Source organism: Prodigiosinella confusarubida (assembly GCF_002847015.1).
In the GTDB taxonomy this organism is placed as follows: Bacteria; Pseudomonadota; Gammaproteobacteria; order Enterobacterales; family Enterobacteriaceae; genus Prodigiosinella; species Prodigiosinella aquatilis.
This window is the reverse complement of sequence record NZ_CP025085.1, coordinates 3572148-3595484: the sequence shown is the minus strand read 5'-3', so window position 1 is coordinate 3595484 and position 23337 is coordinate 3572148. Positions and strand designations below refer to the sequence as shown.

The window sequence follows — 23337 nt, the reverse complement described above, 5'->3', positions numbered from 1 at the left end:
GTTTTTGGATCCTCTCCTAAACATTCATGTCATAAGTATACATTGATGATGACCATAATCAAACTGGTTGACTTTTTAGATTATGATCACCATCATTAAGGCCATGCTTTTACCAATCACTTTGCAAGGGAACAAACATGACGAAGCAACAATTATTTCAACCCTATAGTCTGGGGCCAGTAACGCTCTCTAATCATATTGTGATGGCACCGTTAACTCGTAACCGTGCTGGAGCGGGTCTGGTTCCCAGCGAACTGGCGGCGACGTATTACTCGCAGCGTGCCACAACAGGATTGCTGATTACCGAAGCCACGCAGATCTCCGCACAGGCGCAGGGTTATCAGGATACGCCGGGGATCTACACGCAAGCTCAAATCGATGGCTGGCGCAAAGTGACTGACGCGGTGCATGCCAAAGGCGGGCGGATATTTGTACAGCTGTGGCACGTAGGGCGAATTTCTCATGTTGACTTGCAACCTAATGGCGCTGCACCTGTTGCCCCCTCGGCCATCCGTGCTGAGACGAAAACCTTTGTGAATAACGGTTTCTCTGATGTCTCCGAACCTCGTGCGCTGGAGTTGCATGAAATACCGGGGATTATCGACGATTTCAGAAAGGCATCGGCCAATGCCATTGCCGCCGGATTTGACGGTGTAGAGATCCACGGTGCGAATGGTTATCTGCTGGAACAGTTCCTTAAAGATGGTGCAAATCAGCGTGCTGATGAATATGGCGGCTCTGTCGAGAATCGTGCGCGCCTGCTGCTGGAAGTCACGGCAGCTGTAAAAGATGAGATCGGCGCAGAACGCACTGGCGTACGTATTTCACCGGTGTCACCTGCTAATGCGATTTCATGCAGTGATCCGCAGCCACAATATGACTACCTCGTTGAACAACTCGATGCATTAGGCATCGTGTACCTCCATGTGGTCGAAGGCGCTACGGGTGGCCCGCGTGATGTCTCACCGTTCGATTACGACTCCCTGCGCCGGCGTTTTAAAAACACCTACATCGGCAACAATGGCTATGACCTGGAACTGGCGTCCGCTCAGCTTGCGCAAGGCAAAGCCGATCTGTTCGCGTTCGGTCGTCCGTTCATCTCCAACCCGGATCTGGTCGAAAGGCTGAAGACGGGCGCGCCTCTGGCCTCACTCAATCCTGAAACACTTTATGGCGGTGGCGCAGCGGGATATACCGATTACCCGTCGCTTACTGAGACCAGCAAGTAAAGCATCGGTGTCACGCTTCTACATACATCGCACATTGCGGATTCTGTTTACACATTAATAAAGAAGATCAACTTATGACTAAAGCTTCAGTTCTCATTACAGGCGCATCCACGGGTATTGGTGCTGTTTACGCTGAACGGTTTGCCCGCCGGGGCCACGACCTTGTTCTGGTCGCGCGCGACAAAGCGAAGTTAGAGATACTGGCCGGGCGTCTGCGACAAGAAAATGCTATTTCTGTCGACGTTCTGCCTGCCGACCTCACGCAAACGAGTGATTTAGCCGCGGTCGAAGCCCGTCTGCGTGAAGACACACGGATTGGTATCCTTATCAATAACGCGGGTATCGCACAGTCCGGCAGTTTTACAGAGCAAACGCCTGATTCGATAGAAAGCCTCATCGCACTCAACGTCACCGCCCTGACGAGACTTGCCAGTGCCGTGGCACCACGACTGGTAAAAGCCGGAGAAGGCTCGATCGTCAATATCAGTTCCGTCGTAGGCCTCGCCCCGGAATTTGCCATGACGGTTTACGGCGCAACCAAAGCCTTTGTTCTTTTCCTGTCTCAGGGAATGAATGTAGAGCTGTCATCTAAGGGCATTTATATCCAGGCGGTGCTCCCTGCCGGCACTTACACGGAAATTTGGGACCGTGCGGGTATCGACATCAGTAACTCGGCAAAATTTATGGAAGTGGGCGAGTTAGTGGATGCCGCACTGATTGGCTTTGATCGCCGTGAACTGGTCACCATCCCGCCGTTACATAATGCTGCACGCTGGGACACCCTCGATGCTTCACGTCAGGCTTTGCTTTCAGACATCAAACAAGATGAAGCTGCCGAACGATATAAAGCACTGTAATCAATGAGGTGCACTGTGCATAACGGTCTTCCGGCTGTTCTGTACAGCGGTAAATCCGACATAAATTCCTTACAGCCTGTCGTCTCATCAGCGATGAGAAACCTCAAACACATCATGAAGGCCTTATTCAGCATGACAAAAAAACGTGTAGTACTGGTTACCGGCGCTTCTTCAGGTATCGGCGAAGCCTCTGCTAGTAAACTTTTAGCGGCGGGGTATAGGGTATATGGCACGAGCCGGCGTGGCTTCCAGGCGGGAAAACCTCCGTTTCCGTTACTGACACTGGATGTGACGGACGACGCTTCTGTCGGGGCTGCCATTGAGGAGCTGCTGCGCCTGGAGGGGCGGATCGATATTTTGGTGAATAATGCGGGTTTCGGGGTCGCTCCGGCGGCGGCGGAAGAAAGCTCTATCGAACAGGCCATGAGCATTTTCGATACGAACTTTTTGGGCATCGTCAGGTTGACCCGGGCAGTGATCCCTCACATGCGCCGTCAGGGCAGTGGGCGCATCATTAACATCGGTTCGATACTTGGGATCGTTCCGTTACCGTATGTGGCACTTTATGCGGCCAGTAAGCATGCGGTGGAAGGGTATTCGGGAGCACTGGATCATGAACTGCGCACGCAGGGCATCAGAGTTTCGGTCATTGAACCTGCTTACATAAAAACACAGTTTGAAGCCAATAATATTGAGCCGGATGCCAGGCTCGAAGAGTATGACCTGATCCGGGCTAAGCTGGCGAAAGTGGTTAGCAAGGCAATGGCCGAAGCGGAAAGTCCGGAGGTGGTGGCTGACGTGGTGGTTAAAGCGGTTCAGACTTTACATCCGAAGGTACGCTACACAGCGGGAAGGCTGGCAGGTCAATTGAATTTTATTCTCAGATTCGCCCCTGCATCATTCCTGGATAAGGTGGTGCGCAAAAGTCTTCAGCTTGATGCGAAAGAATAAATGAAGAATAACACGATGAAAGCATTTACGTTTAAACGCTATGGTAAATCCCCTGCGCTGGGATTCGATAACATCGATTATCCTGCCCCCGATGCTGATGAAATCCTGGTTAAAGTTTACGCTGTGGGTCTGAACCCGATTGATAACATGATCCCAACCGGAATATTCAAGCCGGTTTTGCATTTTAAGCTCCCCGCCACATTGGGCAGCGACTTGTCCGGGGTTGTCATCGCAGTGGGGAGTCGCGTGACACGTTTCAAACCAGGTGACGAAATTTTCGCCAGCATTTTCGACAGGGGAACGGGTTCTCTTGCCGAATTTGCCGTGGTGCCAGAGAACGCTGCGGCCATGAAACCCGCAAACCTGGATTTTGTGCAAGCGGCTTCGCTCCCGATGGTGAGCCTCACGTCCTGGCAAGCGCTGACAGAGCGAGCCGGCTTGCAGACGGGTCAGAAGGTTTTCATCCCGGCAGGTTCCGGGGGTATTGGCAGTTTTGCCATCCAGCTGGCGAAGCACCTTGGCGCAAAGGTGGGAACGACAACGAGTACAGATAATGTCGACTGGGTAAGCCGTCTTGGCGCAGACGAGGTGATTGATTATAAAAAACAGGAATTCGAAAACGAACTTAGTGGCTACGATATTGTATTGGGTACCCTCAGAGGTGATGCGATTGAAAAATCCACTCACATTCTTAAGCCTGGTGGAAAATTGTTTCCCTCATCGGGCCGTTAGATGCTGCTTTCGCACGTGATAGAAATTTAAACATCTTCCTGCGCTTTGTGTTTGCCTTGATGAGCCATAAAATCATGCGCCTTTCAAAAAAGCGCGGACTGACCTACTCATTTCTCTTCGTTCGACCTGATGGCGACCAACTTACCCAAATCGCCAAAATTATAGAAGCGAAACAAATCAGTCCGGTGATCGACAAAGTGTTCCCCTTTTCCGAAGCAAAGGGTGCTCTTGCCTACCTTGCCCAAGGGCATGTGAAGGGAAAAGTGGTCGTCAAGATGCAAGAGTAATTCATTTCAGGTAACAACAGAGATTCAAATCCACGGTTGTCGAGAGGATCTATACCGTTTGCCAATAGCTGGCGCGTTTCGCACGAGAGAAATTGAATTAATGGTTCATTTTATTGGTTTTAATTTGTTTTATTTTTAATAATTTAACATTGTAGTCCCAATCGTAGTCCCATAGAGAAAAATCACGTTGAAAAGGGCACCATAAAAACATGTATACCTTTTCAGCGTTCGACTAACAATCTTCACTGTCGGACGGGGCAAATGAAGGATACTTCCCCTGTTTCACTGCCTCAAAATATTGGTAATAGATCCTGTAAACAGCCATAAAGGTATCCCGGATATCAACTCCATCAACGGTAAAATATGTTGTCCCTAATGAGTCCCCCGCTTTTGCCAGTCCTGCTCTGGCTCCTTCAAGGATGTTGAGATTTATATCACCATTTTTTTTCTTGAAGTGCTTCGTTCGATTGCAAAGTTCTCTGACTACCTCATAGGGTGGATAGGTATACAGAAAACTGTGTAATTTTTCTTCGGCTGATAACTCGTATTTGTTTTTGTAGCTTGCTGAGCCACCTGGGCATATCCATTCCCTGAGATGGTACAGCGGGAGCAGCGTATCAATCAGCCTTTCTTCGGAAGGGTGGTGGTAAAACGATTCCCATTTTTTCTGAAGATGAATGAACATATTGGATGAATCGAGCGTGTTAAATAGTCCAGACATGGTTAATCCTTGCTGCTGGTGGTCTGTTTTTTGATATCAGGTTTCGGTAGAACCAGGGTATATCGCTACTAATCTATGAAAGATGTATACCATTGCTCATACCGCTGAATTCTTGTCATTTTCGCATCTGACACCCGCCAGTATGCCAGTATGCGGCCTCAGTTTTTATCAGCCTGGCTAACTTTCTTTCAAAGGTTTCCCAGCGCATACGGGCTGGCTTTGCAAGCCACCGAGCGTGGTTAAGCAAGTTGTCTGCGGGCGGGTAATCATCGCCCCAAATCGCCCGGCGCTGCTGGCGCGCACTCAGTAATAAACGGTCGGCTTCGTCTTTGCTTTGGCTGGCGTAATGACGATGCCAGCACTTCCGGCAGCCAATATCTTTACACCCGGTATACAGCTTTGCTGCCCGTTCGCCACAGTGGGGGCAAACATACCATTCACGTACGCCATCCCCCACGCGTGTGGTTGTAATACCGACCCTTTGCGTGACACCGTTAATTGTGGCGCTGTAGCCATCTGAATATCGGGATAAATAGAGTCTTCCGCTCGCTGTGTCGCAGTAAACCTGCGTGTTTGGGGCTGCATTGCCCAACTTATCGAGCAAACGGGCGAGAAATTGCAGGTTAATACGCGGCAAATCGGTGGTGTAACTTCGCGTCTGGTCACGCATTATCCGCCTCCAGTGCGCATCAACAATGCGCAGAGTTCGCAATCTGAATACGAAATAATATGATTCTGACAAAAATGGAAACCGGTGCGCAATACCTGCCAACGCCAGTCATAGCAAGGGTTAGAGGCCAATTTGCGAATGGCTACCGTTCGGTTTCGTTTTGCGCACTTGGGCTGCGTACTGGGCAATTCAGATTGCGCAGTTATAGTGTAATCAAAATGCTTCAAGCTTATCGTTGTGATATGTGATTTTTAGCTTATGGCTTTGAAAATCAAGTTTTCGGTGGTCTTCAAGGTGGGAGATAACACTGTAAATTTGGCTCATTTGGCAAAATGTCTGAACGTTTAGCATCGTCGTACGAATTGAAAATAACGCATGATGCTGCGTACTTTATTGCACACCGTTTCGCTGTAACTCGTGAGAAACCGGACTTACCACTCACATGTGGACAGTAAACGCAATGGGTGTGGAAAATGAATGGTGTTATTTGGGCTCGTTAAAGTATGATATAGGAGTAATTCGGTAGCACAAGATCACGCATTTCTAGCTCTAAGTTGTTTGTTATGGGTTGATTATATAGCAATAGCATAAAGATTATATGAATTTATCCTAAAAAACTTAATGAGGAGTATATTCAATGCAGCATAAACATACTCCTTTCATTAATTTCTTACCAGATTCATTCCTCGTGAAATGTGAATCTATTTAATTCATTCTTTTCATTAAAATATAGATCTATTTTTTTCGTTTTACTCATTCCTACTGGAATGGGTGGAATAAGAACAAATCCATGTATAGACTCTTTATTAGTATACGACCAATGATTCTCTTTCATAAACTCTAATGAGTTTTGTGGCGGCCCTAGCTTCTCTAAAATATCTTTCTTGGTTTTTCCAACAAAAAAAACATGATTGACATTATTTGAATTTATATCAGAAAGTGATGTGTTGTATGTCTTTGTTCTATCTATAATACACCCAGATAAAATCAAGGAGAGAGGAAAAATTAAAATTAATTTCATAATCAATCAACATCCAACTCTGTTTTGTAATTTTTATCTGCTGGTTCCCAAGGTGGGGCCGATGATCTTTTATACGGCGCAGGCTTTAATATATAAACCCCAGTTGTACCGTCTTTTACTATTTCATTGAAGTGCATAATGCACTTCGTTCTACTCTCAGTTATGTCAAAATTCATGTCATAATCTTTACCTGATTGAGGCTTAATAAAAAACATACCATGACATGAGCCTGCTACTGTTGATTCGGTTTGAATATAGATAAGTGTTGGCACTGATTTTATTTTTGTTTCAAAATAATAATCATTATAATCATCTTTTCGATAGGATATTTTAGGCATGCCGATGTCTCTGGTTTTATTTACATACCCTCGCCATGAGAATTCTGTAATATTCGTATAAGTCTTGGAATATCCTTTTTGCTTTATTTCTGTTCCTCTTATGTTTTTTATAAATCTTATTCTTGATACATTTTTTGTATCTGAAGGTTCTTGGTATATCGGGCGATCACCAAAGCTGTTTTCAATTGCCTTACATCCAGACAAAGAAATAGCTGCCAAAATTAAAATAAAATGTAAAATCTTCGCCATATAAATGTTATCCATTTTGTCATTTTCAACGAATATTGATACGCCAGTAAAAAACATATCAGTATTCATTATCGGCTGCAGAACAATATAATTTAATTTTTTATTAAATAGACGAGTAATGCCCTGTTTAAATCACTTCTTGGTATGGGGTTCTGCTGGGCCCACGAATGCTTGCGGCATTGAGGGATAGCCGAAACCGGTTTAACAGCGCAGAAGAAATTCAAAACTATGCTGGCATTGCGCCAGTAACCGAGCGAAGTGGTCAGAAATCTTGAGTTCAACTGGTCGATGCAACGCTATCTTTAAATAAGGAGGACGTTGCTATGAGACAAAGAAAGCGCATTTACTCCACGCTCCTCTGAATCTTGCCAACACCGTTAAACAGTGCATAAGCGGCATCCGCGACGGCTTTACGGTTGCTGCCTTGCCCGATTTCATCCAGCGGCATAAAACCGTCATTGTGGGCGGCGGCTTCGTTCACCAGCCCCAGCGCGGTGGAATACCACGTCAGCTTAAGCATCTTGGGATCGCCATACACGGAGGATGCGATGGTGCCGATAGTGGTCTTTCTGGCAGAGGAACTGCCAATGTGGATCGATGCCTTTGCTTATTAGTGCCTTTGCTGATTCACGCCGTTGTCGGGCTTCGGCCAAAGAAACCGCAGGGAATGAACCAAAGCTGGTTAATGCACGTTTCTTCGTATCGGGGCGGTAATAATTAAAACGCCAGATTTTAGAACCGCTCGGTTTCACCAGCAGATACAACCCATCTCCGTCCTGTAGCGTGTATTCCTTCTCGGCAGGTTTGGCGGCTTTGATCTCGGTATTGGAGAGGGGGGAATTATACGAGCCATCGTAGTTATACGCTTTTGTAGTTATATGGGGTGGTATAACTAAGCGTATAACTGAACTTTCCGGCTGAAAACGTAGCAAACCGGCAGATAACAGGCAACAAAAAACCCGCAAACTCAGTGAGAATGCGGGTTTTGTGGGGTTTCCGTCAATAACCGGTACTAACGGAATAGATATTTGGTCGGCACGAGAGGATTTGAACCTCCGACCCCTGACACCCCATGACAGTGCGCTACCAGGCTGCGCTACGTGCCGACGCTGTGGGGGCATATACTACCGTTTCTCGCTTTGATTGCAATAGCCTTACGAAACGACTGCTTTAGATTTAGGCAGTTAGTCAGCAATAAATCGCCGTTCGTCGGTCAATACCTGCAATAACAGATCCAACTGCGGTTTTTCATTCAATAATTCATGACCTGCCTGATTATAAGCCCGGTAATTGCCGTGACTTCCGAGTTCAATAATCTGTTTTGGTGTGGTAATGATCAAATCACTCCCATCACCGTTGACCAGCCAGTTATCTCGTCGCTCTGCTGTAAACAGGTCTTCTCCCTGTGAGTAATCGCTGGATGGCGTTTTTACATGTAGCAGACGTTGCATCAATGTGGTCATAACGTCTTTGTTATCCGTCATTTTGTTGATGGTCTGTGCGGGTGTGCCAGGCCAGTGAATGACCAGCGGAACCTGCCACAACGAGCGTTTCATCGGCGTCGGCGAGTTATCGCCTGGGCGTTGGGCATTTCCCTGTTCAGCCGTGATAACCACCACGGTTTTATCCAGCATATTTTTGTCACGCAGCACACTGATGATCCGTTCAATTTGCTGGTCCACACGCTGATTACCCTGAAGGTAGAGGCGTTGTTGTTCCGCAGCTGGGCTTTTAGACGTAGTTGCCTGCCAACTGGTGTGGTTTAGCTCGATGAATGAGAACCACGGTTCGGTTGTGCCGGCGCGACTGTCCAGCCATTTTTGCCATTGCGTGGTGATGATTTCATCACTCTGCGCATCTGGTGTTGGCAGTGAGAAGTCAGCCAGAAGTGCTTGTCGGTAAAGAGGACTGTCGAATCCACTGGCAGAAAACAGACCGAACTGATAACCCTGCTGACTTAACGCAGTAATCAGCGCAGAGGGCTTACTGCTGTTGAGAACACTGTCTATATAGGTGGAGGAGATACCATAGAACAGGTTGAACAGCCCGCTATCCTGTTGCATACCGGCACTGTAATGGTCACTGAACCGAATATTTTCAGACGCAAAACGGGTCAGGTTAGGCATAGCATGTGGCGTATCCTGATCAGGAATACTGTCTACCATTACCATTAACAGGTTATAGCCGCTGCCGGCATCACTAAAGGAGATGTCGCTCAGTGGATACTCCACCGAAACTGCTTCTGGATTGCCTTGTCGCAGCAGTCTGCGCTGATATTCCTGTGCATTGAGCAGACCGTGTTTCTCTAGAAAACGGCGTGCGGTCATTGGGTAAGAAAGCGGTAAGTTAGAGCGCTGCATGGTTATCGGGCGATAGAAATTGGCATCAGCCCAGATGTACATCACATGTGAGGCACAAAACGCAATAATGAAAATACCCACCAGCGGTTTGGCAAAATGATGTCGATTCAGGCTGCGTAATTTTTGCCAGCACCAGGTGCCGAACAACATCTCCACCATAAATATGACGGGCACCCCAATAAACATCAATTGCCAGTCACGGACCATCTCACTCTGGTTGGGGGTGGTTACCAGTTCCCATACGGTGGGATTAAGGTGCAGGTGGAAACGAGTAAAAACAGCAGCATCGACGATGAGCAGTGTGAGCCCCGTCGTTGCTATCGCCGCTGATAAAAAACGCAACAATCGCTGCGACATGACAACAAATGTCAGCGGGAAAATAATCAGCAGATATGCGGAAAAACCAATAAAACTAAAGTGTCCGAGCCAACTGACCAGCGCATAAATACGTCCAGTCAGTGATGATGGCCAGTCGGTAACAAACAGATAACGGCTACCCAGCCCAAGGCTGAGGAGGATGTTAAACAAGGCAAACCAGTGTCCCCAGCTGATCATCTGGGAAACTTTTTCGCGGTAGCGCTGGCGGTTGGTTACCATATACAGGTCAAAATCAATGTGTTTTATCTGCTGTTACTGAAGCTTGTAGTGCTTCAGCGAAAGAGCGGGCCAGCACCTGACGTTGTGCCGGGGCCACGCTAGTGTTAATCAGGTTGGTCACCATGTTTCCCAACACCATCAATGCGAGATCGGTTGGTGTGCGGCGGTTTTCCAGAACCTTGACCAAGTCTGATAGTAACTGTTCAACTTGCTCGTCACTATAACGGGATGATTGTGGCATAAAATGGTGCTTCTTAAGCGACTAAAGTCGAACATATTACCGTATAAGAGCGTCTTTTTCCGCACTTTTATCATTTCGGCCCGTGGATGTGTTATCCCTGTGTGGCGGCGGCTTTTGGTTGCAGCGAGGATACTTAGGTGCTTGAATACGTTCCCCCGCTAAAAGGAGAGTTTATCATGAGTCTGGATATCGACCAGATTGCCCTGCATCAGCTCATCAAACGCGATGAGCAAACACTGGAAATGGTGTTGCGTGATTCGCTGTTATCCACCAATGACGCCGTTAACGAAATGATGGCTGAACTGCATCGTGTCTATAGTGCTAAAAATAAGGCCTATGGCCTGTTTAATGAGCAAAGTGAACTGGCGGATGCATTACGTGCCTGCCGCAAGGGAGACGATGACTTTCTGGCATTTACCCGTGCCGCGACAGGGCGTCTGCGTGATGAACTGGCAAAATATCCGTTTGCGGAAGGGGGTGTGGTCCTGTTTTGCCAATATCGCTATTTGGCGGTGGAGTATTTGTTGATCGCGGTGTTGAACAGTTGCAATAGTTTGCGGGTAAATGAGCAGTTGGATATCAGCAGCACTCATTATCTGGATATTCACCATGCCGATATTGTGGCACGTATCGATTTGACTGAATGGGAGACGAACCCGTCATCAACTCGTTATCTCACTTTTCTGAAAGGGCGGGTCGGGCGCAAGGTATCTGATTTTTTCATGGATTTCCTGGCCGCAGCCGAAGGGCTGGATACCAAAGCGCAGAACCGTGGCTTGCTCAAGGCCGTTGATGACTATTGCGCTGATGCGCAATTGGATAAAAATGAGCGTCAGCAATACCGTCAGCAAGTGTACAGCTATTGCAATGAACAGTTGCAAGCGGGAGATGAGATTGACGTGGCGGCATTGTCCGGTGAGTTACCGACTTTGGGGGAGCAGAGTTTTCAGGACTTCTCCATCGGACAAGGCTATGAACTTGAGGAGAGTTTCCCGGCAGATCGCAGCACGTTGCGGCAACTGACCAAGTTTGCCGGCAGTGGCGGTGGCCTGAGTATTAACTTCGATGCATTACTGTTGGGGGAACGTATTTTCTGGGATCCGGCGACTGATACTTTGACTATCAAGGGAACACCACCGAATTTGCGTGATCAACTACAGCGTCGCCTGGGCAGCGGTAACTGATCTGTTGCGATATTATTGCTATGAGGCCCCGATAATCCAATGCCCTACCTCGCGTCAGTTTCGATACATGATGTGAACGTTGGCATCGGTTGCCGGCGATAGCAACAATATGGATTTGTATTGAATCAGGATTTTTATAAAAAATGTGGGCAGAGCAAGGTATTGATAATTGATTATTCGGTATTTTACGGGCAATCCAGTGCCTCGGCTGAGTGTGTTTTTAGCGGACTAATACCGGGAAACCATCACTGAAACCAGCAAAACCACCGCAGATAAGGGATACTGATGCAAAACCCATATCCTATGGACGGCAGTTGTGATTGTGGCGCTATCCGTTACCGTCTGAAATGTGCACCATTGGTAGTGCACTGCTGCCATTGTAGTTGGTGTCAGCGGGAAAGCGGCTCGGCATTTGCTTTGAATGCCATGATCGAATCAGACAACGTGGAATTGCTCAGTGGTGAGCCACTGCTGGTGAACACGCCATCCAACAGCGGGCAAGGGCAACAGATCGCTCGCTGTCCTAAATGCTATGTGGCATTGTGGAGCCACTATGCTGGCAGTGGCCCGCTGATCCGGTTCGTGCGGGTTGGGGCGCTTACTCATCCGGAACTGTTGCCGCCAGATGTGCATATTTTTACCCAATCTAAACAACCATGGGTGATTCTGCCGCCGGAAACTCCGGCGTTTGCCGAATATTACGACCGCCAAATGGTATGGCAGGAAGAGAGCCTGCGGCGTGCGGCCCTGTTGGTGCCGAAAATCAAAGCGTATCGAGCTACTTTAACGTCACCCCGGAACTGACGTTCACCGCCGTTGTCGATAGCAATAAAAAACGCCGCATCAGCGGCGTTTTTCTCTCCGGGATACCGGATAACTTCAGCGTGATTAAACGCGAACGAAGTCGATGTGAGTTAATTTAGGCTTGAAAGCATGACGCTGAACAGCCTGAATTTTCACTTTGGTTTCTTTGCCATCGATAACGAGGGAGATAACTGCATCGTAAAAACCGCCTTTCCCTTCCTGGTTTTTAACAATATCGTGATCCAGCTCGATAGAAACCGGTGCTTCCGCACCACCATAAACGATGGCTGGGAATTTGTTCGCATTACGCAGGCGGCGGCTCGCACCCTTACCCTGCTCTTTGCGTACTTCTGCATTGATAGTAATCATGTCTTTCTCGACTTTAAAAAAGTGATCCTGCTACAGGCGACCCAGCAACAGGTTGGATATTCCGCTTGTGTTTAGACAAAAGCGGGCGGAATTCTATCGGAATCTGGCCCAGCGGGCAAATGAAACCGCCATTTAATCAGCCGCGCAGTTCATTCGCTCTGCGGTAGCGGCCCTGGTAGTCGAATATTTTTTCCCGCACTTGCCAGAATTTGCCTTGTTGGCGTGCGACAACAAAATCAGGAGCCCGCAGTAGCGGCTGTTGCTGCGTGATCTCGGCGGCGGTCTGCCAGTGGAAGGGAATACCGGGCGCACGCAGATGGACTCGTAGGAAATGGATCTGAAAAACGTGCCGCTGGGCCGGTGTCTGTAAGCGAAAACGCTCACTGACTTCAGCACCATCTTCATCATGATAGGTGATGTTCAACCATTCGCCTTTGGCATCCAGGCCATAAACCATGCTCATACCACTGCAACGCAGTACCAGCGCGTCTTTCAGCTTTAGCGCCGCTTTCAGCATGTCGTCTGGGTCTACCAGTATTTCTTCACATTGATGGCAACGGCGGGCGGCAATATCATTTTCTGCTCCGCAGTGCGGGCAGGTTTTGAAGCGAAAGCGGTAATCACATTGTTGACGGCGGCCATCCTCATCCTCACTCCACCCCTGACAGCGTCTCCCGTAGTGTTCAATCACGGTGCCGTCGTCGGTACATTTGCCCCAGAACAGATTGGCAAAGCCGCACTGTGGACAGAACACCTGTACCGGCTGGCTATCGCTATGCGGTTTACGCTTGCCGACTTCGGGCGTATACAAGTCGTGTGGATTACCGGCGTAGTCGAGAATCAGGCAATCGGTTTTTCCCGCAGACAATCGCAAACCGCGTCCGACGATCTGCTGATAGAGGCTGACGGATTCGGTCGGGCGCAGAATAGCGATAACGTCTACGTGAGGAGCATCAAAACCGGTGGTTAATACGGCGACATTGACCAGATAGCGCAATTGTTGCTGTTTAAAAGCTTCAATCAGCGCATCACGTCTGGCTGCTGGTGTATCTGCGCTGATAAGCGCGGCCTGGCCATCAGGCAGCAAACGTTCAATCTCTCCGGCATGTTCCACCGTGGCGGCAAAAATCATCACCCCGTTACGATCGGCGGCATATTCGACAATCTGGTGGATAATTTGTGGTGTAACCCGTTGTTGACGTTTCAATTCACGGTTAAGGTCTTCCTCGCTGAATAAACCGTTACTGCGAGCGCTCAACTGGCTGAAATCATACTGTACTACTGGCATATCCAGACGCTGGGGCGGTACCAGAAAAGCGTGCTTGATCATGTAGCGTAGCGGTAACTCATAAATGCAGTCCCGGAACAGGCAGTGCTCATCACCCCGGATCATGCCGTGGTAGTGGTATTGATAGATCCAGCCTTTTCCCAGACGATAGGGTGTAGCGGTTAGTCCCAACAAACGCAATTGTGCATTGGATTGTTGGAGATGATGAATAATCTGCTGGTATTGGCTGGTATCGTCGTCACTGACCCGGTGGCATTCATCAATAATCAGTAATGAAAAAGCCTGTTCAAATAGGGCCAGATTGCGGGCGACCGACTGTACGCTGCCAAAAACCACCTTGCCCTGACTCTGTCGCTGTTGCAGTCCGGCGGCAAAGATGTCGGCCTCCAGCCCCAGGGCACAGTATTTTTCGTGGTTCTGCGCTACCAGCTCTTTGACATGCGCCAGTACCAACACGCGGCCACGGGCCAACCGGGCCAGTTCGGCGATCACCAGACTTTTCCCCGCGCCGGTAGGCAGAACGATCACGGCGGGTGTGGTGTGGCGCCGAAAGTAGTCGAGGGTGGCGGTTACGGCATCTTGTTGATAGGGCCGCAGTGTAAAAGACATCGCCTAATGTTGACAGATTTTACTGGCATGGGTGGTAAAATGCTCACCCTGCGGAACAAATTTGCCTTTCCTGGCTAAAAACTGCACCAGCATCGCAGCGGTCATATCGCTGGCCGAGCAAGTATGAAAGCGGGCATCGTTGCCAAAGCGGATGTTTATGGCGGTAATCAACTGTTCAGTCGTAAAAGGGGTTTCGGCCGCCAGCATCATTTGCAGCACCTCGTGACCATGAATAGATGACATCGTATCGCTCCTTATTATAAATTGCTTCTATTATGCCTGTTACTCATGGCGGGAGCGACCCTTTGGTCAGTGGGTCAATAGTGTCTGATCGACCGAGTCTCTCCATCGGCGTAACACGCCGTTATGCTAATGTGTGCTTAGGGTGTATAACGCTACTCTTCTTTTTTTATGCTGACGGGCAGATCTCGCGCTTCTGGCGGATTCAACCTGGCCAGTCAGCCGGGTAATATAGGCAGTAAACGTTTAATGAGACTGGATAAATTTCTATCCCAACAGTTAGGGATCAGCCGTTCACTGATCGTGCGGGAATTGCGCGCCCAGCGGGTTACGGTGCAAGGTGAAGTGATAAAAAGCGGATCATTCAAGCTGTTACCGGAACACGTGGTTGAATTTGACGGCAAGCCCCTGCAACAGCAAAACGGGCCACGTTATTTTATGCTGCACAAACCGCTGGGTTATGTCTGTTCTACCGACGATCCTGACCATCCGACAATCCTTTATTTTATGGATGAGCCGGTAGCATATAAATTGCATCCCGCCGGACGGCTGGATATTGATACCAGTGGCTTGGTGTTATTAACCGATGATGGCCAGTGGTCGCACCGGATCACGTCGCCAAAACACCATTGTGAAAAAACCTATCTGGTGACGCTTGAACAGCCAGTGAATGCCGATACCGCAGCGCAATTTGCGACAGGTATACAATTGCATAATGAAAAAACACTGACCCGTCCCGCGTTGCTGGAGAAGGTAACAGAATATCAGGTGAGGTTGACGATCAGTGAAGGCCGCTACCATCAGGTAAAACGGATGTTTGCCGCCGTGGGGAACCATGTTGTGGCGCTGCATCGTGAACGTATCGGTGCCATTGTGCTGGACAGTGATCTGAAACCGGGAGAGTACCGTGCGCTGACGGCGGAGGAAGTTGCCAGCGTCGGGTTGTAACTGCCTGCATTTGGAACGGACGTCCTGTAATACGATTAACTATTTATCCCCGCTGATGCTACTGGCAGCGGGCTTTTGTCATCTTTAAAGGAATTGTTTTCCGTGCGTCCACAATATTCGTCTCGGCTGCGTCTTATTTTTATCCTTGGTTTGATCTCCATGTTGATGCCAATAGCCATTGACATGTATTTGCCAGCATTACCCGTGATTGCAAAAGAATTTAACGTGGACCCCGGTCGGGTACAGATGACGCTTAGCGCTTACGTGTTGGGGTTCGCCATCGGCCAACTTTTTTACGGGCCGATGTCCGACAGTATAGGACGCAAACCGGTGATCCTGGGGGGCGTTCTGGTTTTCACTATCGCCGCTGCCGCCTGTGCGCTGTCTCAAACGGTGGAACAACTGATTTACATGCGTTTTCTGCATGGCTTGTCAGCCGCCTCGGCCAGCGTAGTGATTAATGCGTTGATGCGGGATATGTTCTCCAAAGATGAGTTCTCCCGCATGATGTCGTTTGTGATTCTGGTGATGACAATTGCACCCTTGCTGGCGCCGATCATCGGTGGTGCATTGTTATTCTGGTTCAGTTGGCATGCAATATTCTGGACCATTTCTGGTGCAGCGCTGATGGCTACAATTTTTGTATGGTTGTTTATCCCGGAGTCGCTACCAGTGGAGCGGCGTCAGCGCTTTCATTTGCGCACTACGTTGGGTAATTTTTCTCAGTTGTGTCGTCACAAGCGGGTATTTGGCTACATGCTGGCCAGCGGATTCTCTTTTGCCGGGATGTTCTCTTTTCTGAGCGCCGGGCCGTTTGTTTATATCGATCTGAATGGGGTGTCTCCCCAGAATTTTGGCTACTACTTTGCTCTGAATATTGTTGTTCTGTTCCTGATGACGTTGTTGAATAGCCGCATTGTCTCCCGCATGGGACCGATGTTTATGTTCCGGTTGGGGCTGATTATCCAGTTTTCTATGGGCATTTTTCTGCTGTTGGTCTGTGCGTTCAATCTTGGATTCCTGTCATTGGTTGTCGGGGTGGCGTTGTTTGTCGGTTGCGTGGCCACCGTCGCATCCAACGCGATGGCGGTTATTCTGGATGGTTTCCCTCATATGGCAGGTACCGCGTCATCATTGGCGGGTACACTACGTTTTGGTTTGGGTTCACTGATCGGTGCCGTGTTATCTTTATCGTCGTTTCAGAGTGCCTGGCCGATGGTGATTTCTATGGCATTCTGTTCTGTCTCCGCCGCTGCCCTGTATCTGTATGCCAGTCGTTCCTGAGTCTTTTTGAACAAGGGGCGTTTCCCGTCTGGTTGTCACGATCATCATTACTATAGTGCTGATACTCTCAAGGCAATAGGGAGTTATTGCCTGTCTTGTAATTTATTTGTTTTAAAAGTGAACAACATGAAAAATAAGTTGAGATATGAGGCGTAAAAGGTTACATATAGCGAAAAATAGCTCAGATTCGTGATCCCTATAACAGAATTAATCGTCCTGACAGCCATTAAACGCACAAATATTAATCAAACGCTAAGAAAAAGTTAGCCTCTTGAGCAAAAAAGCAGCAAAAGAAAAGTGAAATTAAAAAAGTATGCATTACATATGTTATAATTTTGTAAATTATGCAGTCTGCCTAGCTGAGGAAAACCGTCGTGAATAGTCTCCAACTTTCGGTAGTTCATCGCTTGCCGCAAAGTTATCGCTGGTTAACTGGGTTTACCGGTGTGAAAGTGGAACCGATTCCGCTCAGTGGCAAGGACGATGATAATAATTTGATTGGTTTCAAACTATTAAGCCATGATGGTAAAGATGCATGGAAAATCCTGCATCAGTTGGATCAATATCTGGATGAAATCCATGTTCAATGCACTGTATTGGAATGGGACAGTGAACCTTGTCTGTTTCTGCATCGGAACGATGAAAGCACTGCATTATGCCATCTGAAAAACGTTGGCGTCGCCATTGCCGAGTCTATCGCCGCTCAGCATCCCTTCTGAAACAGCAACAGCGGTTGGCCCTGTTGCTTCTGCTCCATAGATAAGTCTGCGTTGTAGTCTTAAGCTGAGAGTTGTAATAATTGCCGGGTATATTCCTGTACCGGGTGGGCAAATACGTGCTGACAAGAACCTTGTTCAACCACTTCACCATGGCGCAACACGATAACCTGATGACATAACGCATGCACGACATGGAGGTCGTGACTGATAAACAGGTAGGTCAGACGGTGTTTTTGTTGCAGTGTTTTCAACAACATCAGAATTTGTGCCTGCACAGTACGATCCAACGATGAGGTGGGTTCATCAAGAATCAGCAGCTCTGGTTGCAGAATCAGTGCCCGTGCAATAGCAATACGCTGACGCTGACCGCCGGAAAATTCGGCTGGATAGCGGTGACGTGTCTCTGGATCCAGTCCCACTTCCTGCATGGCCTGGATAACGCGCTGTTCCTGTTCGGCAGCGCTCAGTTTTTGATGAACAGTCAGGCCTTCGGCAATAATCTGTTCGGCATTGAAGCGCGGATTCAGTGAGGAGTTGGGGTCTTGAAAAACCACCTGAATTCGGCGGCGGATGGGGAGCATCTGTTTGCGGTTAAACGTATGTAGTGGTTGTCCATCAAACCAGATTTCCCCACGTGACGTCAGCAGCCGCAGTAATGCCAGTCCGGTAGTGCTCTTGCCGGAACCGGACTCGCCCACCAATCCCAGGCTTTCCCCCCGCCGCAGTGTAAAGCAGAGATCACTGACCACCTTTTTTTCATCAACAGTACGTCGCAGCAGACCGCGCTTGATGGAAAAAGCAACATTGAGGTGATTGACGCGCAATAACTCGGTTTGGTCATCGGTCAAGGGTAATGGCATACCGCCAGGTTCGGCATCCAACAATTGCCGAGTATAAGCGTGCTGAGGCGCGGAAAATAACATCCTGGTCGAATTATGCTCGACACACTGACCTGATTTCATTACGGCCACGTTATCGGCCAGACGTTTGACAATATTCAGATTATGGGTGATGAACAGCAGAGCCATCCCCAACTCCTGTTTCAGCGATGTCAGTAACGTCAGTATTTGCGCCTGTACGGTCACATCCAGCGCAGTAGTCGGTTCATCCGCAATCAGGAGATCTGGCTGGGTTAGCAAGGCCATTGCAATCATTACCCGTTGCCGTTCACCACCAGAAAGCTGGTGTGGAAAATCCGCCAGTCGTGCGCTGGCCTGCCGAATGCCAACGCGTTCCAGACAACTGATAATCTCTCCTTTGGCAGCTTCACGACGCATTCCCTGATGCAGTGACAGCACTTCCGCCAACTGTTTTTCAATGGATTGCAATGGGTTGAGGGAAACCATAGGCTCCTGAAAAATCATGGCGATGCGGTTACCTCGCACCTGCCGTAGTGTGGCTTCATCGGCGTGCAGTAGTGACTGCCCCTCAAACAGGATGTCTCCTTGCGGGTAAACCACCGGCGGAGAAGGCAGCAGGCGCAGAATCGACAAGGCGGTCACACTTTTCCCTGAACCGGACTCACCGACCAGCGCCAGCGTTTCACCTTGCGCCACTTCCAGTGAGATCTGATCAACCACGCGTTTTTCTTCCGCACCATGACGAAACGCGATGCTGAGGTCCTTGATTTGTAACAACGGAGTACCGGACATATTAATGCGCCTTGCTTGGGTCGAAAGCGTCGCGAACCGCTTCGCCGATAAAAATAAGGAGTGAAAGAATAAGCGCCAGTACGATAAATACCGTCATACCCAGCCAGGGCGCTTGCAGATTGTTTTTCCCCTCCAGCAACAAGCTTCCCAGTGATGGTGAACCAATTGGCAACCCGAAGCCGAGAAAATCCAATGAAGTCAGTGTTGTAATAGAGCCACAGAGGATGAACGGCAGATAGGTGAGGGTGGCGACCATGGCATTGGGTAACATGCAACGAAACATAATGGACCGATCGCTGACACCCATGGCCTGGGCAGCGCGGATATAGTCAAAATTACGTGTTCGCAGGAATTCAGCCCGTACCACGCCCACCAGACTCATCCAGCCGAATAATACCGTGATCCCGAGCAGCCACCAGAAGTTAGGCTGAATGACGCTGGATAGCAGAATGATCAGAAACAGCGTCGGCATACCGGACCATACTTCGATAAAGCGCTGTCCCCATAAATCCACATACCCGCCATAGTAGCCTTGTGCCGCACCGACAACGATACCCATCACACTGGAGAGGAGTGTCAGCGCCAGTCCAAACAACAGAGAAATGCGAAAACCATACAGCACCTGTGCCAGTACATCTTTTCCCTGACTATCTGTGCCGAGCAAATTGTAGCGTGAAGGCGGAGAAGGGAAAGAAACCTGGGTGGCGTAGTTGATGGTGCGGTAACTGTAGTGGATCGGCGGCCAGATCGCCCAGCCGTGTTTTGCCAGTCGCGCCGCTACATAAGGATCACGATAATCGGCTTGAGTGCCAAATTCACCGCCGAACGTGGTCTCGCTGTAATTCACCATGAACGGGACATAAAACTGGCCGTCATAGCGCACCAGCAGCGGTTTGTCGTTGGCGATAAGTTCGGAAAACAGCGTGGCGATGAACAGCACCATAAAGACCCATAGCGACCAGTAACCACGACGGTTACTTCTGAATCTTGCCCAGCGCGCCTGGTTCATCGGGCTTAAGCGGCTCATTGGCGTTCCTCAAAATCAATACGCGGGTCAACCAGTGTGTAGGTCATATCACTGACGATATTCAGCAGCAGTCCGATGATGGTGAAGATATACAGCGTGCCGAACATCACCGGGTAATCGCGTTGCAGTGTCGCGTCATATCCCAGCAGTCCCAGTCCGTTAAGAGAGAACATCACTTCAATCAACAGCGAGCCGGTAAAGAACATACTGATAAACGTAGCTGGAAATCCGGCGATGACCAGCAGCATGGCATTACGGAAGACATGGCGATAGAGAATGGTTTTTTCATCCAATCCTTTGGCCCGTGCCGTGATGACATACTGTTTACGGATTTCATCCATAAAGGAGTTTTTGGTCAACATGGTCAGGGTAGCGAAACCGCCGATTACCGTTGCCAGTACCGGCAGTGTAATGTGCCACAGATAGTCAGTGATTTTGCCGTACCAGGGAAGGGTATCAAAGTTGCTGGAAACTAATCCGCGCAGCGGAAACCAGTCCAGATAACTGCCGCCGGCAAAGAGTACAATCAGTAGAATGGCAAACAGAAACGCGGGAATGGCGTAGCCGATAATAATCAGGCTACTACTCCAGGTATCGAATGCCGTTCCGTTTTTCACCGCTTTTTTGATACCCAACGGAATGGAAACCAGATAGATGATCAGCGTGCTCCATAATCCCAGTGAAATGGATACCGGCATGCTTTCTTTGATCAGTTCGATGACGGATGAGCCGCGAAACAGGCTGTTGCCGAAATCGAAACGGATATAATTCCACAGTAGCTTGAAATAGCGCTCATGGATAGGTTTGTCAAAGCCGTAACGTTGGGTGATTTCCGCAATAATCTCTGGGTCCAGGCCGCGGGATCCCCGATAAGCATTCTCTGCTGAAGGCATGCCGCTACCGCCTGAACGGGCCATGCCACTTCCGGTGCCACCCGCGGTAAAACCGCTACCCTGACCCAGTTCAATAGCGGCAATGGCCTGATCAACCGGGCCTCCCGGCGCAATCTGTACAATAAAAAAGTTAATGGTAATAATGGCCCACAATGTGGGGATGATGAGAAACAGGCGACGTAACAGGTAGCTTCCCACATCAACTCCTTATCGGCGTTCTTCAGGTAGCGTCGCGGCCTTGCTGGCATCGTACCACCAGCTATCAAAACCCAGCGAATAAGCGGGGCGTACCGCCGGCATTGCAAATTTGTTCCAGTAGGCGTAACGATCATGGTTGGAGTACCACATCGGTATCATGAACTGATTCCAGGTCAGCACCCGGTCTAATGCGCGACCTAGTGCCAGTAATGCGTCTTTATCGCCCTGATGTCGCATGATGTCGTCGATCAGGCTGTCAATAGCCGGATCTTCTACGCCCGAGGTATTGTAGGTTGAGTTGATGTATTTTGAACTCCAACTGAATTGCAGGTTGGCATTGGGATACAGATCAGCGCTATATAGCGTCGGTATCATGTCAAAGTCCCGGTTGCGCAACCGGTTACTAAACTGTGGGGAATCCACGCTACGGATGCTCATCTGGATGCCGAGTCGTTGCAGATTTTGCTGGAATGGTTGCACATACAGCGCATTGGCTGAACTGGGAATAAGCAGTTCAAAGACGAAAGGCTGGCCGCTCTGGCGGTTCACCAGCGTTTGTTTTTTTATGATCCAGCCCGCCTGCGCCAACAGGTGTTGCGCCTTTAATAAATTAGGCCGATCGTAGCCACTGCCATCGGATACCGGCGGTTGATAGGGGGGGCCAAACACTTCCGCTGGAATTTTACTTTTCAGCGGCGTTAGCCAGGCCAGTTCTGCCGCAGAAGGCTTGCCTTGCGCCGCATATTCCGTATTCTGAAAGTAACTGTCGGCCCGCTGATAGCTGTTGAAAAACAGAGCTTTATTCATCCAGTTAAAATCAAACGCCAACGTTAGCGCCTGTCTGACCCGCCGATCGGAAAATAAAGGGCGATGAATGTTAAATGCCATCCAGCGCGTATCCTGTGCGTTCCGGTTTGGCTCATCTTTCTTGATAATGTAACCTCGCTCAAAGTTACCGCCCTGATATTGCGTGGCCCAGTGTTTGGGGGAGCTTTCTATCCGCAGGTCGAACGCGCCTGCTTTGAACGCTTCGAGGGCCACATTGTCGTCCAGATAGTAATCGTAGCGAATATGGTCAAAATTGTAGCGACCCTTATTGACCGGCAGATTCGCCGCCCAATAATTTTTTACCCTGGAATAGGTGACATATTGTCCCATTCGATAGTCGGTAATGCGATAAGGGCCACTGGCCAGCGGCGGGGACGATAATGGTTCGTTGAATTTATGCTTTTTCCAGAATTTCTCAGGCATTACCGGTAATGTCAGCAGGCTGACCATTTTCACTCTGTCGGGTTGGGCGAAATCATAGCGTATCGTCAACGGTGCAATAACTTTGGCGGTAACGCCTTTCATATAAATACGAAACTGCGGTACACCCTGAGTCATAAACATGTTGAAGGTGTAAGCCACGTCGGCTGCGGTAATCGGTGAACCGTCATGAAAGCGTGCGTTGGGATTTATATCCACTTCAATCCAGCTATCATCGCTGGCATGGCGCGCGCGTTGTGCAATCAGTGGATAATAACTGCCGGGTTCATCCTCAGAAGACGTATAGAGCGCATCGTAGAGCTGGTCGGTACGGATAGCGCCAATGCCGCGTAAAGCGTAACGGTTAAAATTGTCGAAGGTGCCGAGTGCGTAAAGTGTGACATCACCACCTTTAGGAGCATCAGGATTGACATAATCGAAGTGGGTAAAATTTTTATCATATTTAGGCGAGCCCAACAGGGCAAAGGCAAAAACCTGTTTGATGGTTTCAGCATGACCGATCAGCGAGCAAGTTGCTAACAACACAGCAGTAACGACACGTTTAAACATCGGGGTGTTCAGCTCCTGAGAACCAATGTTATATAACCTGCCAGACGTATT

General features: G+C 49.0%; 22 protein-coding genes, 1 tRNA gene and 3 pseudogenes. 10 read left to right on the top strand and 16 right to left on the bottom strand.

Annotation, left to right across the window (positions count from 1 at the left end):
* The first annotated feature begins 137 nt into the window (after positions 1 to 137).
* The 4 genes and pseudogenes from CWC46_RS16420 to CWC46_RS16405 all read left to right on the top strand — a co-directional run bounded on the left by CWC46_RS16420 (position 138) and on the right by CWC46_RS16405 (position 4056).
* The gene (locus CWC46_RS16420; RefSeq protein WP_021015465.1) at positions 138 to 1229 is read left to right on the top strand and encodes an alkene reductase; all 1092 of its coding nucleotides are present in this window, start codon (positions 138 to 140) and stop codon (positions 1227 to 1229) included.
* Between the two features lie 74 nt (positions 1230 to 1303).
* On the top strand, positions 1304 to 2086 hold the full coding sequence (locus CWC46_RS16415; RefSeq protein ID WP_021015466.1) for an SDR family NAD(P)-dependent oxidoreductase: 783 nt from the start codon (positions 1304 to 1306) through the stop codon (positions 2084 to 2086).
* Between the two features lie 132 nt (positions 2087 to 2218).
* Positions 2219 to 3037, top strand: coding sequence for an oxidoreductase (locus CWC46_RS16410; protein ID WP_037381459.1), 819 nt, complete (start codon positions 2219 to 2221; stop codon positions 3035 to 3037).
* Positions 3038 to 4056 (top strand): annotated as a pseudogene (locus CWC46_RS16405) (NADP-dependent oxidoreductase).
* A 232-nt stretch (positions 4057 to 4288) separates the two neighbouring features.
* Here the strand turns inward: CWC46_RS16405 and CWC46_RS16400 are convergent.
* From CWC46_RS16400 to CWC46_RS16385, 4 genes are all read right to left on the bottom strand, one after another.
* Complete coding sequence (locus tag CWC46_RS16400) at positions 4289 to 4777, bottom strand: hypothetical protein (RefSeq protein ID WP_021015470.1); 489 nt, start codon at positions 4775 to 4777, stop codon at positions 4289 to 4291.
* Between the two features lie 115 nt (positions 4778 to 4892).
* Positions 4893 to 5447, bottom strand: coding sequence for a hypothetical protein (locus CWC46_RS16395; protein ID WP_021015471.1), 555 nt, complete (start codon positions 5445 to 5447; stop codon positions 4893 to 4895).
* Positions 5448 to 6126: 679 nt separating this feature from the next.
* Positions 6127 to 6468 (bottom strand): hypothetical protein, encoded by a 342-nt coding sequence (locus CWC46_RS16390; RefSeq protein ID WP_021015472.1) that lies wholly within the window; start codon positions 6466 to 6468, stop codon positions 6127 to 6129.
* A 2-nt stretch (positions 6469 to 6470) separates the two neighbouring features.
* Positions 6471 to 7124: a hypothetical protein gene (locus tag CWC46_RS16385; protein WP_157831382.1), complete on the bottom strand. Its 654-nt coding sequence runs from the start codon at positions 7122 to 7124 to the stop codon at positions 6471 to 6473.
* Between the two features lie 54 nt (positions 7125 to 7178).
* On the opposite strand from CWC46_RS16385, the pseudogene CWC46_RS16380 reads away from it, so the two are divergent.
* Positions 7179 to 7327 (top strand): annotated as a pseudogene (locus tag CWC46_RS16380) (transposase); the annotation flags it as partial.
* A 74-nt stretch (positions 7328 to 7401) separates the two neighbouring features.
* On the opposite strand, the pseudogene CWC46_RS16375 reads toward CWC46_RS16380, so the two are convergent.
* The 5 genes and pseudogenes from CWC46_RS16375 to CWC46_RS16355 form a co-directional block, all read right to left on the bottom strand.
* Positions 7402 to 7650: pseudogene (locus tag CWC46_RS16375) on the bottom strand (DUF927 domain-containing protein); the annotation flags it as partial.
* On the bottom strand, positions 7568 to 7987 hold the full coding sequence (locus CWC46_RS16370; RefSeq protein ID WP_157831381.1) for an integrase arm-type DNA-binding domain-containing protein: 420 nt from the start codon (positions 7985 to 7987) through the stop codon (positions 7568 to 7570). The pseudogene CWC46_RS16375 and the gene CWC46_RS16370, both read right to left, overlap by 83 nt.
* Positions 7988 to 8084: 97 nt before the next feature.
* Positions 8085 to 8161 (bottom strand) — tRNA-Pro (locus CWC46_RS16365).
* A gap of 78 nt (positions 8162 to 8239) precedes the next feature.
* Positions 8240 to 10012, bottom strand: a complete 1773-nt coding sequence (gene yejM, locus CWC46_RS16360; protein ID WP_021015476.1) for an LPS biosynthesis-modulating metalloenzyme YejM — start codon at positions 10010 to 10012, stop codon at positions 8240 to 8242.
* 13 nt (positions 10013 to 10025) lie between these two features.
* A complete protein-coding gene (locus CWC46_RS16355) occupies positions 10026 to 10253 on the bottom strand; it encodes a YejL family protein (protein ID WP_021015477.1) in 228 nt (75 codons plus the stop codon).
* Positions 10254 to 10429: 176 nt separating this feature from the next.
* Between CWC46_RS16355 and yejK the strand changes: the two genes are divergently transcribed.
* Together yejK and CWC46_RS16345 are read left to right on the top strand one after the other, a co-directional pair.
* Positions 10430 to 11437 carry a nucleoid-associated protein YejK gene (gene yejK / locus CWC46_RS16350; RefSeq protein WP_021015478.1) on the top strand — a complete coding sequence of 336 codons (1008 nt, stop codon included), beginning with the start codon at positions 10430 to 10432 and terminating at the stop codon, positions 11435 to 11437.
* A gap of 285 nt (positions 11438 to 11722) precedes the next feature.
* Entirely contained in the window at positions 11723 to 12241 is a 519-nt protein-coding gene (locus CWC46_RS16345) for a GFA family protein (protein WP_021015479.1), read from the top strand.
* A gap of 84 nt (positions 12242 to 12325) precedes the next feature.
* Here CWC46_RS16345 and rplY read toward each other — a convergent pair whose 3' ends face one another.
* The 3 genes from rplY to CWC46_RS16330 form a co-directional block, all read right to left on the bottom strand.
* Positions 12326 to 12610 (bottom strand): 50S ribosomal protein L25, encoded by a 285-nt coding sequence (rplY, locus tag CWC46_RS16340; protein WP_021015480.1) that lies wholly within the window; start codon positions 12608 to 12610, stop codon positions 12326 to 12328.
* A gap of 136 nt (positions 12611 to 12746) precedes the next feature.
* Positions 12747 to 14507, bottom strand: a complete 1761-nt coding sequence (locus tag CWC46_RS16335) for a DNA repair helicase RadD (RefSeq protein WP_021015481.1) — start codon at positions 14505 to 14507, stop codon at positions 12747 to 12749.
* A gap of 3 nt (positions 14508 to 14510) precedes the next feature.
* Positions 14511 to 14750: a YecH family metal-binding protein gene (locus CWC46_RS16330; protein ID WP_021015482.1), complete on the bottom strand. Its 240-nt coding sequence runs from the start codon at positions 14748 to 14750 to the stop codon at positions 14511 to 14513.
* Positions 14751 to 14996: 246 nt separating this feature from the next.
* Between CWC46_RS16330 and rsuA the strand changes: the two genes are divergently transcribed.
* The 3 genes from rsuA (at position 14997) to CWC46_RS16315 (ending at position 17698) form a co-directional block, all read left to right on the top strand.
* Positions 14997 to 15695, top strand: coding sequence for a 16S rRNA pseudouridine(516) synthase RsuA (rsuA, locus tag CWC46_RS16325; protein WP_037381462.1), 699 nt, complete (start codon positions 14997 to 14999; stop codon positions 15693 to 15695).
* Positions 15696 to 15797: 102 nt separating this feature from the next.
* Positions 15798 to 16979 (top strand): Bcr/CflA family multidrug efflux MFS transporter, encoded by a 1182-nt coding sequence (locus CWC46_RS16320; RefSeq protein WP_021015484.1) that lies wholly within the window; start codon positions 15798 to 15800, stop codon positions 16977 to 16979.
* A gap of 374 nt (positions 16980 to 17353) precedes the next feature.
* Positions 17354 to 17698, top strand: coding sequence for a YejG family protein (locus CWC46_RS16315; protein ID WP_021015485.1), 345 nt, complete (start codon positions 17354 to 17356; stop codon positions 17696 to 17698).
* 59 nt (positions 17699 to 17757) lie between these two features.
* Here CWC46_RS16315 and yejF read toward each other — a convergent pair whose 3' ends face one another.
* The 4 genes from yejF to CWC46_RS16295 are packed head-to-tail and all read right to left on the bottom strand — an operon-like array spanning position 17758 to position 23286.
* The gene (gene yejF, locus CWC46_RS16310) at positions 17758 to 19350 is read right to left on the bottom strand and encodes a microcin C ABC transporter ATP-binding protein YejF (RefSeq protein ID WP_021015486.1); all 1593 of its coding nucleotides are present in this window, start codon (positions 19348 to 19350) and stop codon (positions 17758 to 17760) included.
* Between the two features lies 1 nt (position 19351).
* On the bottom strand, positions 19352 to 20377 hold the full coding sequence (locus CWC46_RS16305) for an ABC transporter permease (protein WP_021015487.1): 1026 nt from the start codon (positions 20375 to 20377) through the stop codon (positions 19352 to 19354).
* A complete protein-coding gene (locus CWC46_RS16300; protein WP_021015488.1) occupies positions 20374 to 21468 on the bottom strand; it encodes a microcin C ABC transporter permease YejB in 1095 nt (364 codons plus the stop codon). The genes CWC46_RS16305 and CWC46_RS16300 overlap by 4 nt, the downstream gene beginning before the upstream one ends.
* A 9-nt stretch (positions 21469 to 21477) precedes the next feature.
* Positions 21478 to 23286, bottom strand: a complete 1809-nt coding sequence (locus CWC46_RS16295; RefSeq protein ID WP_021015489.1) for an extracellular solute-binding protein — start codon at positions 23284 to 23286, stop codon at positions 21478 to 21480.
* Between the last annotated feature and the right edge of the window lie 51 nt (positions 23287 to 23337).

What these genes read in the sequence shown, in the direction of transcription:
- CWC46_RS16345 (WP_021015479.1), top strand. Translation starts at nt 11,723, where the DNA reads ATGCAAAACCCATATCCTATGGACGGCAGTTGTGATTGTGGCGCTATC.
- CWC46_RS16395 (WP_021015471.1), bottom strand. Translation starts at nt 5,447, where the DNA reads ATGCGTGACCAGACGCGAAGTTACACCACCGATTTGCCGCGTATTAAC.
- CWC46_RS16355 (WP_021015477.1), bottom strand. Translation starts at nt 10,253, where the DNA reads ATGCCACAATCATCCCGTTATAGTGACGAGCAAGTTGAACAGTTACTA.
- CWC46_RS16410 (WP_037381459.1), top strand. Translation starts at nt 2,219, where the DNA reads ATGACAAAAAAACGTGTAGTACTGGTTACCGGCGCTTCTTCAGGTATC.
- CWC46_RS16400 (WP_021015470.1), bottom strand. Translation starts at nt 4,777, where the DNA reads ATGTCTGGACTATTTAACACGCTCGATTCATCCAATATGTTCATTCAT.
- yejK (WP_021015478.1), top strand. Translation starts at nt 10,430, where the DNA reads ATGAGTCTGGATATCGACCAGATTGCCCTGCATCAGCTCATCAAACGC.
- yejF (WP_021015486.1), bottom strand. Translation starts at nt 19,350, where the DNA reads ATGTCCGGTACTCCGTTGTTACAAATCAAGGACCTCAGCATCGCGTTT.
- CWC46_RS16390 (WP_021015472.1), bottom strand. Translation starts at nt 6,468, where the DNA reads ATGAAATTAATTTTAATTTTTCCTCTCTCCTTGATTTTATCTGGGTGT.
- yejM (WP_021015476.1), bottom strand. Translation starts at nt 10,012, where the DNA reads ATGGTAACCAACCGCCAGCGCTACCGCGAAAAAGTTTCCCAGATGATC.
- rsuA (WP_037381462.1), top strand. Translation starts at nt 14,997, where the DNA reads ATGAGACTGGATAAATTTCTATCCCAACAGTTAGGGATCAGCCGTTCA.
- CWC46_RS16330 (WP_021015482.1), bottom strand. Translation starts at nt 14,750, where the DNA reads ATGTCATCTATTCATGGTCACGAGGTGCTGCAAATGATGCTGGCGGCC.
- CWC46_RS16385 (WP_157831382.1), bottom strand. Translation starts at nt 7,124, where the DNA reads ATGAATACTGATATGTTTTTTACTGGCGTATCAATATTCGTTGAAAAT.
- rplY (WP_021015480.1), bottom strand. Translation starts at nt 12,610, where the DNA reads ATGATTACTATCAATGCAGAAGTACGCAAAGAGCAGGGTAAGGGTGCG.
- CWC46_RS16335 (WP_021015481.1), bottom strand. Translation starts at nt 14,507, where the DNA reads ATGTCTTTTACACTGCGGCCCTATCAACAAGATGCCGTAACCGCCACC.
- CWC46_RS16420 (WP_021015465.1), top strand. Translation starts at nt 138, where the DNA reads ATGACGAAGCAACAATTATTTCAACCCTATAGTCTGGGGCCAGTAACG.
- CWC46_RS16295 (WP_021015489.1), bottom strand. Translation starts at nt 23,286, where the DNA reads ATGTTTAAACGTGTCGTTACTGCTGTGTTGTTAGCAACTTGCTCGCTG.
- CWC46_RS16415 (WP_021015466.1), top strand. Translation starts at nt 1,304, where the DNA reads ATGACTAAAGCTTCAGTTCTCATTACAGGCGCATCCACGGGTATTGGT.
- CWC46_RS16305 (WP_021015487.1), bottom strand. Translation starts at nt 20,377, where the DNA reads ATGAGCCGCTTAAGCCCGATGAACCAGGCGCGCTGGGCAAGATTCAGA.